Source organism: Pseudomonas piscis (genome assembly GCF_009380155.1).
Lineage (GTDB): Bacteria > Pseudomonadota > Gammaproteobacteria > Pseudomonadales > Pseudomonadaceae > Aquipseudomonas > Aquipseudomonas piscis.
The window spans coordinates 788,197-804,756 of sequence record NZ_WHUV01000002.1 but is presented as its reverse complement, the minus strand read 5'-3'; the positions used below and the strand labels follow the sequence as shown (position 1 = coordinate 804,756).

General features: G+C 63.5%; 15 protein-coding genes. 11 read left to right on the top strand and 4 right to left on the bottom strand.

Going from position 1 to position 16,560, the window contains the following annotated elements; translation table 11 throughout:
• Positions 1-365: 365 nt before the first annotated feature.
• Positions 366-1,022, bottom strand: coding sequence for a paraquat-inducible protein A (locus GDH07_RS13675; protein WP_053129736.1), 657 nt, complete (start codon positions 1,020-1,022; stop codon positions 366-368).
• A gap of 25 nt (positions 1,023-1,047) precedes the next feature.
• Positions 1,048-1,617: a TetR/AcrR family transcriptional regulator gene (locus GDH07_RS13670; protein ID WP_152897881.1), complete on the bottom strand. Its 570-nt coding sequence runs from the start codon at positions 1,615-1,617 to the stop codon at positions 1,048-1,050.
• Between the two features lie 159 nt (positions 1,618-1,776).
• On the opposite strand from GDH07_RS13670, the gene GDH07_RS13665 reads away from it, so the two are divergent.
• Genes GDH07_RS13665 through GDH07_RS32700 form a run of 6 tightly spaced genes read left to right on the top strand, consistent with a single transcriptional unit; the run spans position 1,777 to position 10,696 of the window.
• Entirely contained in the window at positions 1,777-2,922 is a 1,146-nt protein-coding gene (locus tag GDH07_RS13665) for a MexC family multidrug efflux RND transporter periplasmic adaptor subunit (RefSeq protein ID WP_053129741.1), read from the top strand.
• A 27-nt stretch (positions 2,923-2,949) separates the two neighbouring features.
• Complete coding sequence (locus tag GDH07_RS13660) at positions 2,950-6,081, top strand: efflux RND transporter permease subunit (RefSeq protein ID WP_152897880.1); 3,132 nt, start codon at positions 2,950-2,952, stop codon at positions 6,079-6,081.
• Positions 6,082-6,086: 5 nt separating this feature from the next.
• Positions 6,087-7,526: an efflux transporter outer membrane subunit gene (locus GDH07_RS13655; RefSeq protein WP_152897879.1), complete on the top strand. Its 1,440-nt coding sequence runs from the start codon at positions 6,087-6,089 to the stop codon at positions 7,524-7,526.
• Between the two features lie 58 nt (positions 7,527-7,584).
• On the top strand, positions 7,585-8,205 hold the full coding sequence (locus GDH07_RS13650) for a paraquat-inducible protein A (protein ID WP_152897878.1): 621 nt from the start codon (positions 7,585-7,587) through the stop codon (positions 8,203-8,205).
• Positions 8,198-10,510 carry a PqiB family protein gene (locus GDH07_RS13645; RefSeq protein ID WP_152897877.1) on the top strand — a complete coding sequence of 771 codons (2,313 nt, stop codon included), beginning with the start codon at positions 8,198-8,200 and terminating at the stop codon, positions 10,508-10,510. Before GDH07_RS13650 ends, GDH07_RS13645 begins: the two co-directional genes overlap by 8 nt.
• A gap of 60 nt (positions 10,511-10,570) precedes the next feature.
• Positions 10,571-10,696 (top strand): hypothetical protein, encoded by a 126-nt coding sequence (locus tag GDH07_RS32700; protein WP_281356317.1) that lies wholly within the window; start codon positions 10,571-10,573, stop codon positions 10,694-10,696.
• Positions 10,697-10,738: 42 nt separating this feature from the next.
• On the opposite strand, the gene GDH07_RS13640 is transcribed toward GDH07_RS32700, so the two are convergent.
• Positions 10,739-11,299, bottom strand: a complete 561-nt coding sequence (locus tag GDH07_RS13640) for a TetR/AcrR family transcriptional regulator (RefSeq protein ID WP_152897876.1) — start codon at positions 11,297-11,299, stop codon at positions 10,739-10,741.
• Between the two features lie 35 nt (positions 11,300-11,334).
• Positions 11,335-11,940, bottom strand: coding sequence for an aldehyde dehydrogenase family protein (locus GDH07_RS13635; RefSeq protein ID WP_281356333.1), 606 nt, complete (start codon positions 11,938-11,940; stop codon positions 11,335-11,337).
• A gap of 466 nt (positions 11,941-12,406) precedes the next feature.
• Between GDH07_RS13635 and ectB the strand changes: the two genes are divergently transcribed.
• Genes ectB through GDH07_RS13610 form a run of 5 tightly spaced genes read left to right on the top strand, consistent with a single transcriptional unit; the run spans position 12,407 to position 16,539 of the window.
• Positions 12,407-13,666 carry a diaminobutyrate--2-oxoglutarate transaminase gene (gene ectB, locus GDH07_RS13630; protein ID WP_218584741.1) on the top strand — a complete coding sequence of 420 codons (1,260 nt, stop codon included), beginning with the start codon at positions 12,407-12,409 and terminating at the stop codon, positions 13,664-13,666.
• Positions 13,663-14,127, top strand: a complete 465-nt coding sequence (locus GDH07_RS13625) for a GNAT family N-acetyltransferase (RefSeq protein WP_022640982.1) — start codon at positions 13,663-13,665, stop codon at positions 14,125-14,127. Before ectB ends, GDH07_RS13625 begins: the two co-directional genes overlap by 4 nt.
• Positions 14,128-14,137: 10 nt before the next feature.
• Positions 14,138-15,451 (top strand): SidA/IucD/PvdA family monooxygenase, encoded by a 1,314-nt coding sequence (locus GDH07_RS13620; protein ID WP_178124062.1) that lies wholly within the window; start codon positions 14,138-14,140, stop codon positions 15,449-15,451.
• A gap of 56 nt (positions 15,452-15,507) precedes the next feature.
• On the top strand, positions 15,508-16,131 hold the full coding sequence (locus tag GDH07_RS13615) for a LysE family translocator (RefSeq protein WP_053129770.1): 624 nt from the start codon (positions 15,508-15,510) through the stop codon (positions 16,129-16,131).
• 9 nt (positions 16,132-16,140) lie between these two features.
• Positions 16,141-16,539, top strand: coding sequence for a hypothetical protein (locus GDH07_RS13610; RefSeq protein ID WP_152897872.1), 399 nt, complete (start codon positions 16,141-16,143; stop codon positions 16,537-16,539).
• Positions 16,540-16,560: the final 21 nt, after the last annotated feature.

Below are 16,560 nucleotides of genomic sequence, written 5' to 3'. Positions count from 1 at the left end.
CGGTAATTTCAGCATGGGTTCAGGAGCGCTCGAGTACATTTCGAGCAACCTGTATGGCTGGCATGAGATATCAACTCCATGGCGCGCAAGGCTAAGCTTTTTGTTATCGGGCGAAGGCAGACTGCAAGGACCTAATAACAAAAAGCTGCGTCCGGTTTCCCTCCGGACGGCGGAGGTTTCCATGCGTCGACTCATGCTTTCGCTAATGGCTGTGCTGGTACTGGGAGCCGGTATCCACACCCTTGGATCCAGGCCGAACGAAGGGACTGATAATGCCCATGTGCCGCGCGCCAGCCATACGCATCCACCGGCCACCGGGATCGGGGAAGTGGTCAAGCATCTCTGATGACACCCTGGGGAAAGGCTCAGTCGGGTGTGGCCCGTTCGTCCTCGTCCAGCGCCTCCCAGACCTGATGCGGCGACATGCTCATTTCCAGCCAGACCTGGGTCAGCAGCAGGGCGATAAAACAGGCCAGGCCGACGCCCAGGCTAAGGTCGGCGATGTCGATCAGCTTGACGATGGAGACCAGGATCCCGATCAGGTAGACCTCGAGCATGCCCCATTCGCGCAGGTGGTGATAACCGCGGTAGAGCAGCATGGCGCTGCGGCGTGCCACCTTGAACCTCAGGCTCAGCAATACCAGCAACTGGCAGAGCAGCTTGAGCAACGGAATGGCCATGCTGTTGAGCAGCACCAGCACGGCAACCCCGGGCATACCGCTTTCGAACAGCCCGAGCACACCGCTCCAGACGGTATCGCTACGGGTCTGGCCCAGGAGGGTCAGGTGCATGATCGGCAGGAAGTTGGCCGGGATGTAGAGCAGCAGGGCGGTCAGGACCAGAGCGAAGCAACGGCGCTGCCATTGATGGCGGTGCACGGCCAGCTCGAAGCCGCAACGCGGGCAGCAGCTTTTTTCACCGGGTTCCAGTGGTTCACGGCGCATCAGCAGGTCGCATTCATGGCAAGCGACCAGGGCTTGGAGCGGCAGGTTCGGCAAGTCACCGGGGTTGGTCTGGGGCATCGGGCAAGTCCTGGAGGCGCGTGGCCTAGGTGTCTGTTCTGGCCTGGGGGCAGGCGCCGTGGAGGAACATCTGCTCCAGGGTCTGGGCGGTATTCGAGCTCGCCGCGCGTCCGCGGCGTTCGGCATCCACCATGCCGTAGACCAGGGTGACGAACAGTTCGGTGAACACCGATGCGCTGATGTCGATGCGGAATGCTCCCTGGTGCTGGCCGCCCAGGAAAAAGGCGTCCAGCGCGGTGATGTAGGACTGCCACCGGGCGCCATCGGCCTGTGGGTCGAGGAAATCCGGGCGGTATTGAAATACCAGGAAGGTCAGCAGCTCTCGATGGGCGAGATGCTCCCTGATCAAATTGTGCAGTGCTTCCAATGGATCTGCATCCAGCAGGCGGGAGGCTTCGATGATCTGGTGCAACACCTCCTTGCCATGCCATTCGAGCATTTCCAGCAGATGGTCACGCGTGCCACAAAAACGGTGCAGCGTGGCCCGGCTGGTGCCGGCGGCTTCAGCCAACTCCTTCAGTGTCCCGCGTGGGTGGTCGACGATGGCCACGGCCAGCGCCTTGATGAATCGTTCGTCATGGGGCGTCAGGGTCATTCGCAAGTCCTGGTTGAGTCCTCGAATGCGCGCATGGTGCAAAAAAGCTCGCAGCGCTCCGTAATATATGAGACAAAAAAGTTCATATGAGTCTTTGTTGACTCATTTTGGGTTTGAAAGTAGCATTCTGGACATTCTCAATCAATAGTCAGGTGTGCCATGGTCGATTTGCGTGCAATAGGAAGGGTCAGTGCATTGGCGGTTGTCATCGCACTGGCAGGATGTGGCCCCTCGGGCGAGCAGCAGAGCGCCGCGGAGATGGTGCTTCCTGTGGATGTGTTCGCGGTGAAGCCGGAAACCCTGGCGCTGACATCGGAGCTGCCAGGCCGGATCGAACCGGTACGCGTGGCCGAGGTGCGGGCACGGGTGGCGGGGATCGTGCTGAAGAAGCGCTTCGAGGAAGGTGCCGACGTCAAGGCCGGCGATCTGTTGTTCCAGATCGATCCCGCGCCGCTCAAGGCAGCGGTGTCCCGTGCCGAGGGCGACCTGGCCCGGGCCCAGGCCGGGATGAAGGAAGCCCAGGCACGGGTCAAGCGCTATGAGCCGCTGGTGAAGATCGAAGCGGTCAGCCAGCAGGACTACGACAAGGCCAGTGCCGACTTGCACAGCGCCCAGGCAGCGACTCGTTCGGCCCAGGCCGACCTGGAAACCGCGCGCCTGAACCTGGGTTATGCCTCGGTCGCCGCGCCGATCTCCGGCCGGGTAGGGCGTGCGCTGGTAACCGAAGGCGCCCTGGTTGGCCAGGGCGAAGCAACCCTGATGGCGCGCATCCAGCAACTGGATCCGATCTACGCCGACTTCACCCAGACCGCCGCCGATGCCCTGCGCCTGCGTGAGGCGCTGAAGACCGGCAGCCTGGCCGCAGGAGACAGCAAGGCCCTGACCCTGCGGGTCGAGGGTACGCCCTACGAGCGCCAGGGCTCGCTGCAGTTCACCGACGTGGCGGTCGATCCGGGCACCGGCCAGATCACCTTGCGCGGCAAGTTCCCCAACCCCGATGGCGTGTTGCTGCCGGGCATGTACGTACGGGTCAAGACCCCGCAAGGTACTGACAACCAAGCCATCCTCGTCCCGCAGCGTGCGGTCAAGCGTGGCAACGACGGCAGCTCCCACGTGATGGTGGTCGGCGCCGACGAGCGCGCCGAGGCCCGTCCGGTCACCACCGGCACCATGCAGGGTTCGCGCTGGCAGATCATCGAAGGCCTCAAGGCCGGTGACCAGGTCATCGTCGGTGGCCTGGCCGCCGTGCAGCCGGGCGTCAAGGTCACTCCCAAGCAGGCTCAGGAAACCGAGCAGAAACAATAAGCCCGGTTACGACACGAGGATTTTTTGATGTCCGATTTTTTCATCAAGCGCCCGAACTTCGCCTGGGTGGTGGCTCTGTTCATCTCCCTGGCCGGCCTGCTGATCATCTCCAAGTTGCCGGTGGCGCAGTACCCCAGCGTTGCGCCACCGCAAATCACCGTGACCGCCACCTACCCGGGCGCTTCGGCCAAGGTATTGGTGGACTCGGTCACCAGCGTGCTCGAAGAGTCGCTCAACGGTGCGAAGAACCTGCTGTACTTCGAGTCGACCAACAACTCCAACGGATCTGCCGAGATCGTCGTGACCTTCCAGCCGGGCACCGATCCGGACCTGGCCCAGGTCGACGTGCAGAACCGCTTGAAGAAGGCCGAGGCACGCATGCCCCAGGCCGTGCTCACCCAGGGCTTGCAGGTCGAGCAGACCAGCGCCGGCTTCCTGTTGATCTACGCCCTGAACTACAAGGAAGGGGTCGAGCGCAACGACACCACCGCGCTGGGCGACTACGCCGCGCGCAACATCAACAACGAACTGCGTCGCTTGCCCGGCGTCGGCAAGTTGCAGTTCTTCTCTTCCGAAGCGGCGATGCGGGTCTGGATCGATCCGCAGAAGCTGGTGGGTTATGGCCTGTCCATCGAAGACGTGAGCAGCGCCATCCGTGGACAGAACGTGCAGGTTCCGGCCGGCGCCTTCGGCAGCGCGCCCGGTACCAGTGAGCAGGAGCTGACCGCGACCCTGGCGGTCAAGGGCACCCTGGACAACCCCCAGGAGTTCGGACAGATCGTCCTGCGCTCCAACCCTGATGGTTCCACCGTCAAGCTGGCCGATGTCGCCCGCCTGGAAGTGGGCCAGGAAAGCTACAACATCTCCTCGCGCCTGAATGGCACTCCAGGCGTGGGTGGCGCGATCCAGCTGTCCCCGGGCGCCAACGCCATCCAGACCGCGACTCTGGTCAAGGAGCGCCTGGCCGAACTGTCGCAGTTCTTCCCCAGCGACATGCAGTACTCCGTACCCTACGACACCTCGCGTTTCGTCGACGTGGCCATCGAGAAGGTGATCCACACCCTGATCGAAGCCATGGTCCTGGTGTTCCTGGTGATGTTCCTGTTCCTGCAGAACGTGCGCTATACCCTGATTCCATCGATCGTGGTGCCCGTGTGCCTGCTCGGTACCCTGGCGGTGATGTACCTGCTGGGCTTCTCGGTGAACATGATGACCATGTTCGGCATGGTGCTGGCCATCGGCATCCTGGTGGACGACGCCATCGTGGTGGTGGAGAACGTCGAGCGGATCATGGCCGAGGAGGGCCTGCCCCCGACCGAAGCGACGATCAAGGCGATGAAGCAGGTGTCCGGTGCCATCGTCGGTATCACCCTGGTGTTGTCCGCGGTGTTCATGCCGCTGGCGTTCATGAGCGGTTCGGTGGGCGTCATCTACCAGCAGTTCTCGGTATCCCTTGCGATCTCGATCCTGTTCTCCGGCTTCCTGGCCCTGACCTTCACCCCGGCCCTGTGCGCCACGCTGCTCAAGCCGATCCCTGAAGGCCATCACGAGAAGCGCGGTTTCTTCGGTGCCTTCAACCGTGGCTTCGCCCGCGTCACCGAGCGCTATTCGGTGCTCAGTTCCGGGCTGGTCAAGCGTGCCGGCCGCTTCATGCTGGTGTACGCCGGTATCGTCGCGGTGCTGGGCTACACCTACCTGCGCCTGCCGGAAGCCTTCGTCCCAAGCGAAGACCTGGGCTACATGATCGTCGACGTGCAGCTGCCGCCCGGCGCCAGCCGCATGCGTACCGATACCACCGGCAAGGAACTTGAGCAGTACCTGATGTCGCGCAAGGCGGTGGACTCGGTATTTCTCGTCTCCGGCTTCAGTTTCTCCGGCCAAGGCGACAACGCAGCACTCGCATTCCCGGTTTTCAAGGATTGGTCGGTACGCGGCAAGGAAGAGTCTGCTGCTGCCGAGGTAGCGGCGCTGAACGAGCATTTCGCACTGCCGAGCGACGGCACCATCATGGCGGTCTCGCCGCCACCTATCGACGGCCTGGGCAACTCCGGCGGTTTCGCCCTGCGCTTGATGGACCGTGGCGGTTTGGGCCGCGAGGCCTTGTTGCAGGCACGGGATACGCTGCTGGGCCAAATCAACGGCAACCCGAAATTCCTCTACGGGATGATGGAGGGCCTGTCCGAGGCACCGCAGTTGCGCCTGGTGATCGACCGCGAGAAAGCCCGGGCCCAAGGCGTCAACTTCGAGACCATCAGTTCCACCCTGTCCTCGGCCTTCGGTTCCGACGTGGTCAACGACTTCACCAACGCCGGTCGCCAGCAACGGGTGGTGATCCAGGCCGAGCAGGGCGCGCGGATGACCCCGGAAAGCGTGCTCAAGCTGTACGTGCCCAACAACAAGGGCGACCAGGTGCCGCTCAGCGCCTTCGTCAGCAGCAAGTGGGAAGAGGGGCCGGTGCAACTGGTGCGCTACAACGGCTATCCGTCGATCCGTATCGTCGGCGACGCAGGTCCAGGCTACAGCACTGGCCAGGCCATGGCCGAGCTGGAGCAACTGGCATCGCAACTGCCCAAGGGCATCGGCTACGAGTGGACCGGCCTGTCCTACCAGGAGAAGGTCTCTGCCGGCCAGGCATCGGGCTTGTTCGCCCTGGCGATCCTGGTGGTGTTCCTGTTGCTGGTGGCCCTCTACGAGAGCTGGTCGATCCCGCTGTCGGTGATGCTGATCGTACCGATCGGCGCGGTGGGTGCGGTACTGGCGGTAATGGTCGTGGGCATGCCCAACGACGTGTACTTCAAGGTCGGCCTGATTACCATCATCGGCCTGTCGGCGAAGAACGCGATCCTCATCGTCGAGTTCGCCAAGGAACTGTGGGAGAAGGGCCACAGCCTGCGTGACGCCGCCATCGAGGCCGCGCGCCTGCGCTTTCGCCCGATCATCATGACGTCCATGGCCTTCATCCTCGGCGTGGTCCCCCTGGCCATCGCCACCGGCGCCGGTGCGGCCAGCCAGCGCGCCATCGGTACCGGGGTGATCGGCGGGATGCTCAGCGCCACCTTGCTGGGTGTGCTGTTCGTGCCGATCTGTTTCGTCTGGTTGCTGTCGTTGCTGCGTACCAAACGGCCTGCCACCGAACAACCAGCCCTGACCCAGGAGTGATCAGCATGCGTACCCCAGCTTTTACCGTATCGGCGCTGCTGATCGCCCTGGCCCTGGGTGGCTGCTCCATGGCTCCGACCTACGAGCGTCCGACGGCGCCCGTAGCCGACAGCTGGAGCGACTCACCCGCCCAGCAGGGACGCCAGGCCAGCGAACTGGACTGGCAGGCGTTCATCGTCGATCCCGAGCTGCGCCGCCTGGTCGGCACCGCCCTGGACAATAACCGTTCGCTGCGCCAGACCTTGCTGGACATCGAACAAGCCCGGGCGCAGTACCGTATCCAGCGGGCGGACCGGATCCCCGGGTTGAACGCCGGGGGCTCGGGTAACCGCCAGCGCCTGCCGTCGGACCTGTCCAGCGGTGGCCGGGCTGGCGTGGCCAGTACCTATCAGGTCGGCCTGTCGTTGCCGGAATACGAAGTCGACCTGTTCGGTCGGGTCAAGAGCCTCAGCGACGCCGCATTGCAGCAGTACCTGGCCACCGAGGAGGCCGGGCGCTCGGCACGCATTGCGCTGATCGCCGAGGTCACCCAGGCCTACCTGACCCATGACGGTGCCCAGCGCCGCCTGGCCCTGACCCAGCAGACCCTGGTCAGCCGCGAATATTCCTTCGCCCTGATCAGCCGGCACCGTGCGGTAGGTAACGCCACCGCGCTGGACTACCAGGAAGCCCTGGGCCTGGTGGAACAGTCCCGGGCCGACGAGGAGGCCGCCCTGCGCCAGAAGCAACAGGCGTTCAATGCCCTGGTGCTGTTGCTGGGCACCGCCGATGCCGCCAAGTCGATTCCCGATAAGCCGTCGGAGCAGCCGCTACTGGTGCAAGACATCGCCGCGGGCTCACCGTCGTCGCTGATCGAGCGCCGTCCGGACATCCTCGCCGCCGAACATCGCCTGCAAGCGCGCAATGCCGATATCGGCGCTGCGCGGGCAGCGTTCTTCCCGCGGGTCACCTTGACTGGCAGCTTCGGCACGTCCAGCGCGCAAATGTCCGGCCTGTTCGATGGCGGCTCGCGCTCCTGGAGCTTCATTCCGACCCTGTCGCTGCCGATCTTCGATGGCGGACGCAACCGCGCCGGGCTGAGCCTGGCCGAGGCGCGCAAGGACTCGGCGGTGGCGGCCTACGAGGGCACGATCCAGACCGCGTTCCGTGAAGTGGCGGACGCCCTGGCGGCCACCGATACCCTGCGCCGCGAGGAGCAGGCACGCCGGGCCCTGGCCAACACCAGCAACGAATCGCTGAAGCTGGCCAAGGCCCGTTATGAAGGCGGTATCGATAGCCACCTGCGTTACCTGGACGCCCAGCGCAACAACTTCGCCAACGAGACGGCGTTCATCGAAGTCAGCACTCAACGGCAGATCGCCCTGGTGGACCTGTTCCGTTCCCTGGGTGGTGGCTGGAAGGACAATCAGGATCAGCAACTGGCGCAACGCCAGGACCGCCCCTGAATGAGTGATCGCCGCCCGCCGGAGCAAGCCCGGCGGGCGGCGCTCGAGGAAGGTAACGATGCGTGCAATCGATGCCGGCATCCAGGTCTGCGGCGAATGTCATCAACTCAATCCCATCGACGACCAGCAACCCGCGCGTTGCAGTCGTTGTCGGGCGCTCTTGCATGTGCGCCGCCCGGACAGCATCAGGCGGACCTGGGCCTTGCTGATCAGCGCCATGTTGCTCTACATCCCGGCCAACCTGCTGCCGATCATGACCGTCAGCATTTTCGGCAAGGGCGCGCCGGCCACCATCATGAGCGGGGTGATCAGCCTGCTGCAGCTGGGGATGATCCCCATCGCCCTGGTGGTGTTCGTGGCCAGCATCGTGGTGCCGACCTTCAAGCTGGTGGGCATCGCGCTGCTGCTTTATTCGGTGCAGCGCCACCAACCGATGTCCGCCCGCCAGCGGATCATCATGTACCGCTTCATCGAATGGGTGGGGCGCTGGTCGATGCTCGACATCTTCGTCATCGCCATCCTGGTGGCGTTGGTGAACTTCGGCAACCTGGCGCGCATCGAGGCCAACCTCGGCGCCGCCGCCTTCGCCAGCGTGGTGGTGCTGACCATGCTGGCCGCTGTGACTTTCGATCCCCGGCTGATCTGGGACAACACCCACTTGGACAAAGAAAATGAGTGATTTGCCCGTCCCCAAGAAACACCCGGCCTCCAACTGGTCGGCAATCTGGATCCTGCCCCTGGTGGCCCTGGTCATCGGTGCGTGGCTGGGCTGGCGTGCCTACGACGAGGCCGGTCCGGTCATCCAGGTGCGCTTCGAGAGCGGCGACGGCATCCAGGCCAAGAAGACCGAGGTGCTGTACAAGGGCATCTCGGTCGGCAAGGTGGTCGACCTGAATGTCAGCGAGGACATCAAGGGGGTGATTGCCTCCATCGAGCTGACCAAGGAGTCCCGGGATTACTTGAACCACGACACGCGTTTCTGGCTGGTCAAGCCGCGGGTCTCCCTGGCCGGGGTGACTGGCTTGGAGACCCTGGTCTCGGGGGTCTACATCGCGGTGGATCCGGCCAAGGGCGACAAGGGCGACCAAGGTGTGCGCTTCTATACCGCGCTGACGGAACCGCCACCGATGTCCGAGAAAGTGCCAGGCCTGCACATCACCCTCAAGGCCGACCGGCTGGGTTCCCTGGAGCAGGGCAGCCCGGTGTTCTACAAGCAGATCCTGGTGGGCCAGGTGAAGAACTTCCAGCTCGGCGAGGACCAGCGCACCATCGAGATCAAGGTCCACATCGAGCCGGCCTACGCCGACCTGGTGCGCAAGCACACGCGTTTCTGGAATGCCAGCGGCATCTCGATCTCCGGCGGCCTGTCAGGTTTCAAGGTGCGCAGCGAGTCGCTGCTGACCCTGGCCGCGGGCGGTATCTCCTTCGCCACCCCGGACAACCACCGCGACAGCCCGCCCACCGACCCGACCAAGCCGTTCCGCCTGTACGAGGACTACGACGCGGCCCAGGTCGGCTTGCGAGTGAAGCTGAAGATGAAGGACCTGAGCGAGATCGAGCCCGGCCGTACTCCGGTCATGTACAACGGGGTGCAGGTCGGCCTGGTCAAGACCGTCGACATGAACCAGGACTTCAGTGGCGCCACCGCCGAGCTGGCGATGGATCCACGGGTCGAGGCCCTGTTGCTGGAGGGCACCGAGTTCTGGACCGTGAAGCCGAATATCTCCCTGGCCGGGATCACCGGCCTGGATGCCCTGGTCAAGGGCAACTACATTGCCGTGCGCTTCGCCAAGAACGGGGCGCCCCGGCGCGAGTTCAGCGCACGCGCCAAGGCGCCGCCGATGGATCTGAATGTGCCGGGCCTGCACCTGGTGCTGACCAGCGACCGCCGGGGTTCGGTGGAGGTCGGCGCACCGGTGCTCTACCGGCAGATCCGCGTCGGTAGCGTGCAGAGCTACCAACTGTCGGCGGACAACCGGCAGGTGCTGATCGGCGTGCATGTCGAGCCCGAGTATGCGCGCCTGGTGAACAGTTCGACGCGTTTCTGGAACGCCAGTGGCGTGACCCTGAGCGGTGACTTCACCGGGCTCAAGGTCAAGAGCGAGTCGCTGCAGACCTTGATCAATGGCGGGATCTCCTTTGACACCCTGGACCCCAAGGCGTCGTCCCCGGGCAAGGATCGCCGCTTCGCCCTTTATGACAGCGAAGAGGCGGCCATGGCCCGGGGCGTGGAGATCCAGCTGAGCATCGAAGACGCCGAGGGCCTGCGCGAAGGGACGCCGATTCGTTTCAAGGGGCTGGTGATCGGCAAGGTCGAGGGCATCGACTTGCAGGCCGACCTGTCCGGTGTGCTGCTCAAGGCACGCCTGGGGGCCAACGGCGAGCAGTTCGCCCGCAGCGGTACGCGCTTCTGGGTGGTGCGCCCGGCGCTTGGCCTGCTGCGTACGGAAAACCTCGGCACCCTGGTCAGCGGACCCTACATCGAGGCCCTGGCCAGCAGTCGCCCGGGCGAGCGCCAGACGCGCTTCCAGACCCTGGCCGAGGCGCCGAACCTGCTCGGGAGCGGCAACGGCCTGCGGCTGACCCTGAGCGCTCCGGACAAGGGCTCGATCAAGCTCGGCAGCCCGGTGACCTATCGCAAGATGCCGGTGGGCAAGGTCATCGACCTGAACCTGGGCCAGCAGGCGGACCGGGTGCTGATCAGTATTCTCATCGAGCCGCGCTACATGCCGCTGGTGCGTACCGGTAGCCGCTTCTGGAATGCCAGCGGCGTCGGTATCGAGGCCGGTTTGTTCAAGGGTGTTTCGGTACGCACCGAGTCCCTGGAAGCCATGGTCGCCGGCGGTATCGCGTTCGCCACGCCAGACAACGGACAAATGGGCGAAGCGGCCAAGCCGGGGCAGACCTTCGCCCTGTTCGATGCCGTCGACGAACAGTGGCTGCAGTGGGCGCCGAAGATTTCCCTCAAGGACGCCGGGCAATGAGCGCGCGCTCATTTTCAGATCAAGACAAAAGCAGATCGCTGATGTCCAGGCGCCTGTCATGTGCCGCATCGACCAGATGTCGCTGAGGCTGTCGCCGGTGATCGCATGCGCTTGCTGCAGATCGAGGAACAGCTGGATGCGGTGCAAGTGCTGCAGACCGGGAGCCAGATACCGCTGATCAAGTAAGGGGGCGAAAAAGGCCGGCTGGAGCGATCCAGCCGGCCTTTTTCATGGGCGCCTGCCCGACTTGGCCTCCTGGGCGACGCTGCCATGCAGGAACATCTGCTCCAGGGAATGGACGGAATTGGCACTGGCCGCACGGCCGCGGCGTTCAGCATCGACCATGCCGTAGATCAGGTTGATGAACAGCTCGGTGAAGGCCGCGGCGCTGATATCGATACGAAACACCCCCTGGTGCTGGCCGCGCAGGAAGAACGCATCCAGATCCTCGATATAGGACGCTTCCTGCTCCAGCATCGGCCCCTTGGGACGATGTTCGAACATCAGCAGGGCCAGCAGGTCGCGGTGGGTGAGATGCTCCCGGATCAGGTGGTGCAGGGCCTCCAGCGGTTCGGCGGCGTGCAGCCCGGCGTTGCTGGTGATGCCGACGAGCACGTTCTTGGCATGCAATTCGAGTTGCTGTTCCAGGTTGGCACGGGTCCCGTAGTGGCGGTTGAGCGTGGCCTTGCTCACTCCGGCCAGTTCCGCCAGTTCCTTCATGGTGGCACGTGGGTGGTTGACTATCGCAGTGGTCAGCTGTTTGAGAAGGCGGGCGTCATGCAGTGTCATGGGGTGTTCGGGGCTTCAGGCAAGTGAGGAGATTCCTAGCAAGAAGTACTCCTTGCCGGCACCCGCGCATTGTAATCACTTGCCTGAGTCTTTGTAGTTTCATTTGTGACAATAGTATTTTTAAAGGGTCCTGAAAGTCTCAGACTAAAACCTGTGGAACCCCGTCCTGACCGCCCCGGGTGAGGGGCGGACAGGGTTGCCCAGCGCCCGAGCATCAGGCTCATCAAGCGCTCGTGGAGCTTGCCGTAGGGCGGGTAGAACATGGGGAAGGCCGGCCAGGCGAACTGCTTGAAGATCGGCCTCATCTTGGAGAACTCCAAGAAGCCTTCATGGCCGTGATAGTGGCCCATGCCGCTGGCGCCGATACCGCCAAAGGGCAAGTCGTGCTGGGCCACGTGCAATCCGCAGTCGTTGATCGCCACGCCGCCTGATTGGGTCTGGGCGATGATCTGCCGCTGCACCTCTGGCTGGCGGGTGAACAAGTAGAGCGCCAGCGGTTGGTCGCGGTCCTTGATGTACTCCACGACCTCCTCCAGTGCGCGGTAGCTCTTGAGCGGCAGCAGGGGGCCGAAGATTTCCTCCTGCATGATCCGCATCCCGTCATGGACCTCCAGCACCAGGGTCGGGGCGAGCTTGCACAGGCGGCTGTCACTGAGGTTGCCCGGCAGCAGGTTGACTACCCGCGGGCTTGCTCCCGGGCATCCAGGCCAAGGGTAAGCGCCAGGCTTCCCCGGATGGGCGGCAGGGCAGCGGGGCGCTGTGATTTCAAGCTGTCATTTTCGCGAGCCATTGCAGGTCGCTATATATGCGCGGGTTAAATTATATGCATATGAAATTATAATTATTCCGCAGAGTTATCAGGGCTGTTAGCCTGCAACTCGAAAGTCGTCATTGTTCCTGCTGGCCAACAGAGCGGGTCATGTTTCATTGGATGAAACTTAAATCCGGACTGCAAAGGATTGAAGCCTTCTCGGCATTCGCTACCTGGCCACTGAGGAAACGCTCTTTCCGTTGTTAGTCCATTCATTGGATCGATAAACGGTACCTGACATGACGGCCACGCTAAATCACTTGCTGGTAGATGCTGTTCCTGCTGTTCCTTCGTCCCTGGATATCTTCGAACTCAAGGAATCCAACGTTCGCTCTTATTGCCGGGACTTCACCGCAACCTTCCAGACCGCCGAAGGCTCGACGCTGACCAGCGATACGGGGGAGGTCTTCATCGACTTCTTCAGTGGCGCCGGGGCCTTGAACTATGGGCACAACAATCCGCTGCTCAAGGCGGCGTTGCTCGACTACATCGCCCGCGATGGCATCACCCACGGCCTGGATTTCAAGACCACGGCCAAGAAAGCCTTCCTTACCACCTTCCAGGAGCGGATCCTGGCGCCGCGCAACCTGCAGTACAAAGTCCAGTTCCCCGGGCCCACGGGAACCAATGCCGTCGAGGCGGCGATCAAGCTGGCGCGCAAGTACACCGGGCGCCAGAACGTGGTGGCCTTCACCAATGCCTTCCATGGAATGTCGCTGGGCTCCCTGGCCCTGACCGCCAACCCGCGCAAGCGCGCCGGTGCCGGGGTCAACCTGAACAACGTGACCTTCATGCCCTACGACGGCTTCTTCGGCGATGGCCTGGACACCTCGCAATACCTGGCGCAGATGCTGCGCGCCGGCAGCGGGGTGGACAAACCCGCGGCGATCGTCCTGGAAACCGTGCAGGGCGAAGGCGGTGTCGGCAGCGCCAGCGCCGCCTGGCTGCAGGCGGTACGGGACATAGCCCGGGAGCATGGCAGCCTGCTGATCATCGATGATATCCAGGCCGGTTGTGGCCGCACCGGCGACTTCTTCAGCTTCGAGGGCACCGGGGTCACACCGGATATCGTCACCTTGTCCAAGTCCATCAGCGGCTACGGCTTGCCGATGTCGCTGACGTTGATCGCCCCGCACCTGGACATCTGGCAGCCGGGGGAGCACAACGGCACTTTCCGTGGCAACAACCTGGCCTTCGTCACTGGCAAGGCGGTGATCGACCACTATTGGAGCCGGTCGGGGTTCACCGAGGAGCTCAAGGCCAAGGTGGCGTTCCTCCACGAGGGGCTGCTGGCGCTGTCTGCCGGTTTCGCCGCCCAGGCGCCCAATCGGCTCAAGGGCCGGGGATTCTTCAGGGGCATCGAGTTCCAGGACCGGGGGCTGGCACCGAAGATCGCCGCCCGGGCCTATGCCCTGGGGCTGATCATCGAGACCTCGGGGGTGGACGATCAAGTGCTCAAGTTCCTGCCCGCCCTGACCATCAGCCTGGGACAGATCACCCAGGGCCTGAAGCTTCTCGAGCAGGCCTTCGCCGACGTCGCGAGGGGTGAGCCATGAGCCAGGTCCTGACTCGCTATGCCTCGATCGACGACGCCCAGGCCATTGCGCCGCTGTTGGACAAGTACCGCCAGTTCTATGGCCAGGCCAGCGACTTGTCGCGCTCGCTGGCTTTCATCCTGGAACGTTTCTTTCTTGGGGAGTCGATCATCATCGTCGCCGAACTCGACCAACGGGTCGTCGGCTTCAGCCAACTTTTCCCAAGTTTCTCCAGTGTCACCCTAGAGCGCTTGTGGATATTGAACGACTTGTATGTCGATGAAGAGCAAAGGGGGGCAGGGGCCGGATTGGCACTATTGAATGCCGCCCGGAAGTTGGGGGTCGATACCCAGGCCAAGCAACTTTTCATCGAAGGCGCCGAAGATAATCCGAAGGCGCGGAATATATATACGCAGTTCGGTTTCATCGAGAACAGTGACTATCACTATTACCACCTTCCACTCAAACATGCCCAAGGATAGGAGCTTTCCCATGTCAGATACTGTTTACGATATTGTCGGTATCGGTTTCGGCCCCTCCAACCTGGCCCTGGCCATCGCTCTGGAGGAAGCGCAATCGCCGCTGAGCTATCGTTTTCTCGACGCCAAGCGCCAGCCGGACTGGCAGGACGGCATGCTGCTCAGTGGCTCGGATATCCAGAACAACCCGCTGCGTGACCTGGTCACCCCGCGCAATCCGCGCAGCCACTACGGGTTCGTCAATTACCTGAAGGAAACCGGGCGCCTGTTCGACTACCTGAACCTGCCGCTGGCCTATCCCTTGCGCCGCGAATACGCCGAATACATCAAGTGGGTGGCCGGGCATTTCCTCGACAGCGTCGAATCCTCGGCCCGGGTGAGCAAGGTCGAACCGGTGCAGCTCAAGGGCCAGCGCCTGTGGAAGGTGACCTACAACGATCATCAGGTGATCCATGGCCGTACCCTGGTGCTGGGCACCGGACGCACGGCGAACGTTCCCGCGGTGTTCGAGGGCCTGACCGGCCCGCGCATATTCCACCTCAACCATTACCTGGAGAACATCCACGACCTGCCGCCCGAGGTGCAGCGTATTGGTGTGCTGGGCTCCAGCCAGAGCGCGGTGGAGATCGTCCTCGACCTGAGTGCCCGGTTCGCCGACAAGGACATCTACGCCTTGCACCGCAGCTTCAGCTTTCGCCTCAAGGACACCAGCCCATTCAGCGACAAGGTGTATTTCCCCGAGTTCATCGACTACTACTTCGCGCTCTCCAGCGAGGCCAAGGCCCGGATCGACCGCCAATTGCGCGGTACCAACTACAGCTCGGCCGATGCCGATGTGATCAATGCGCTGTACGTGCGCATCCATGAAGAGAAGCTGCAGGGCAAGCAGCGTATCCACATCCTCAACAACACCGCCGTGGAGCGCGCCAGCCTGAACGCGGCAGGGCAGGTCGAGCTGGCACTGACCGAGGTCAACCAGTTGCAGGCCTCGCACCTCACCCTGGACGCACTGGTGTTGGCCACCGGGTTCAAGGACATCGCCGACAAAGAGAACGGCGAGCTCTATCCGCCGCTGCTGGAGCCCTATCACCAGGGCTTTCGCCGCGACGGCCAGGGTGCCCTGGTGGTCAACCGCGACTACAGCCTGACGGTCCTGGACGGCTTGCCGGCGGTGTTCCTCAACGGCTTGTGCGAGAGCTCCCACGGGCTTGGCGATGCCGGCTCGTTCAGCCTGATCTCGCTGCGCGTGGAGCGCATCCTGTCCGCCTTGCAGGAGCGGCTGGCCCCAGGCCAGGAACTGCGTTCACCCGAGCCGGCGCTGGCCTGAAGCCCGCACCCTGGCGGCAGCCCGGCCGGGCTGCCGCGCCATGACAAGGAGTTGCCATGTTCACCGCAGCATTGATCTATATCCTGGCGGTCATCAGCCCGGGCCCCAACTTCATCATCGTCAGTCGCTTCGCTTCCCTGGGCTCGGTGTCCACGGGGATCGGCGCGACCCTGGGCATCTGCACCGTCGGGGTGTTCTTTTCGACCATCTCGCTGTTGGGCCTGGCGGTACTGCTGGACCAGTATCCGGCTTTCTCCAAGGCGGCCACCCTGGCAGGTTCGTTGTACCTGCTGTACATCGCCTACAGCATCATCCGCAGCGTGCTGGCCAGGACTGCCAGCGCGCCGACCGCCAGCGCGCCCGGAGCCACCAGTTTCACCAAGGCCTACCGCGTGGGGGTGATCACCAACATCAGCAACATGAAGACCATCGCCTTCATGATCAGCATCTATGCCGGGTTTCTTTCCTCGCCACGCTCGGATCTCGAGAAGGTGCTGGTGGTGGTGCTGTGCTCGACCCTGGAGGTCACCTGGTACTCCCTGGTGGCGCTGCTGTTCGGCCAGGGGCCGGTCAAGGCGCTGTTCCTCAAGTACACGCGGCAGATCGACGTGGGGCTGGCCGTGTTCCTGGTGGCGTTCTCCCTGAACAATGCGATCCCGGTGCTGGTTGCCGCCCGTTGAGGACCTGCCATGCAATGGAACGATCTGCTCAAGGAGGTGGGGGCGCGCTTCAAGCATCGCAGCTGGCTGCTGATCGATCAGCCACACGATTCTGGCCAAGGCGCTGGCGCTGCGCCGGCCCAGGCCTACCCCGGCGTGACTCTGGTCCTGGACTGCGACCTGGACGGTGTCTTCCAGTTGCTCGAGCGCCTGGAGCCCGGGGTCGGCTATGCCGCGTCGTTGAAATCCGCTGACCTGGCCCGCGCCCCCGGCCCATATCAGGTCCAGCCCCCGGCCCGGTCTCGTCCGGCACCACAGGCCGAGGAGCCGGCAACGAGCCTGCGCTACCACCCCGGCGTCCGGTTGGCCGCCGACGGCCAGCGCAACCTGGCGCAGTTGATCCGGGCCCTGTCGATGATTGCCCATTGACTGCCTGAAGGCCGGGGCAGG

What these genes read in the sequence shown, in the direction of transcription:
- GDH07_RS13675 (WP_053129736.1), bottom strand. Translation starts at nt 1,022, where the DNA reads ATGCCCCAGACCAACCCCGGTGACTTGCCGAACCTGCCGCTCCAAGCC.
- GDH07_RS13670 (WP_152897881.1), bottom strand. Translation starts at nt 1,617, where the DNA reads ATGACCCTGACGCCCCATGACGAACGATTCATCAAGGCGCTGGCCGTG.
- GDH07_RS13665 (WP_053129741.1), top strand. Translation starts at nt 1,777, where the DNA reads ATGGTCGATTTGCGTGCAATAGGAAGGGTCAGTGCATTGGCGGTTGTC.
- GDH07_RS13660 (WP_152897880.1), top strand. Translation starts at nt 2,950, where the DNA reads ATGTCCGATTTTTTCATCAAGCGCCCGAACTTCGCCTGGGTGGTGGCT.
- GDH07_RS13655 (WP_152897879.1), top strand. Translation starts at nt 6,087, where the DNA reads ATGCGTACCCCAGCTTTTACCGTATCGGCGCTGCTGATCGCCCTGGCC.
- GDH07_RS13650 (WP_152897878.1), top strand. Translation starts at nt 7,585, where the DNA reads ATGCGTGCAATCGATGCCGGCATCCAGGTCTGCGGCGAATGTCATCAA.
- GDH07_RS13645 (WP_152897877.1), top strand. Translation starts at nt 8,198, where the DNA reads ATGAGTGATTTGCCCGTCCCCAAGAAACACCCGGCCTCCAACTGGTCG.
- GDH07_RS13640 (WP_152897876.1), bottom strand. Translation starts at nt 11,299, where the DNA reads ATGACACTGCATGACGCCCGCCTTCTCAAACAGCTGACCACTGCGATA.
- GDH07_RS13625 (WP_022640982.1), top strand. Translation starts at nt 13,663, where the DNA reads ATGAGCCAGGTCCTGACTCGCTATGCCTCGATCGACGACGCCCAGGCC.
- GDH07_RS13620 (WP_178124062.1), top strand. Translation starts at nt 14,138, where the DNA reads ATGTCAGATACTGTTTACGATATTGTCGGTATCGGTTTCGGCCCCTCC.
- GDH07_RS13615 (WP_053129770.1), top strand. Translation starts at nt 15,508, where the DNA reads ATGTTCACCGCAGCATTGATCTATATCCTGGCGGTCATCAGCCCGGGC.
- GDH07_RS13610 (WP_152897872.1), top strand. Translation starts at nt 16,141, where the DNA reads ATGCAATGGAACGATCTGCTCAAGGAGGTGGGGGCGCGCTTCAAGCAT.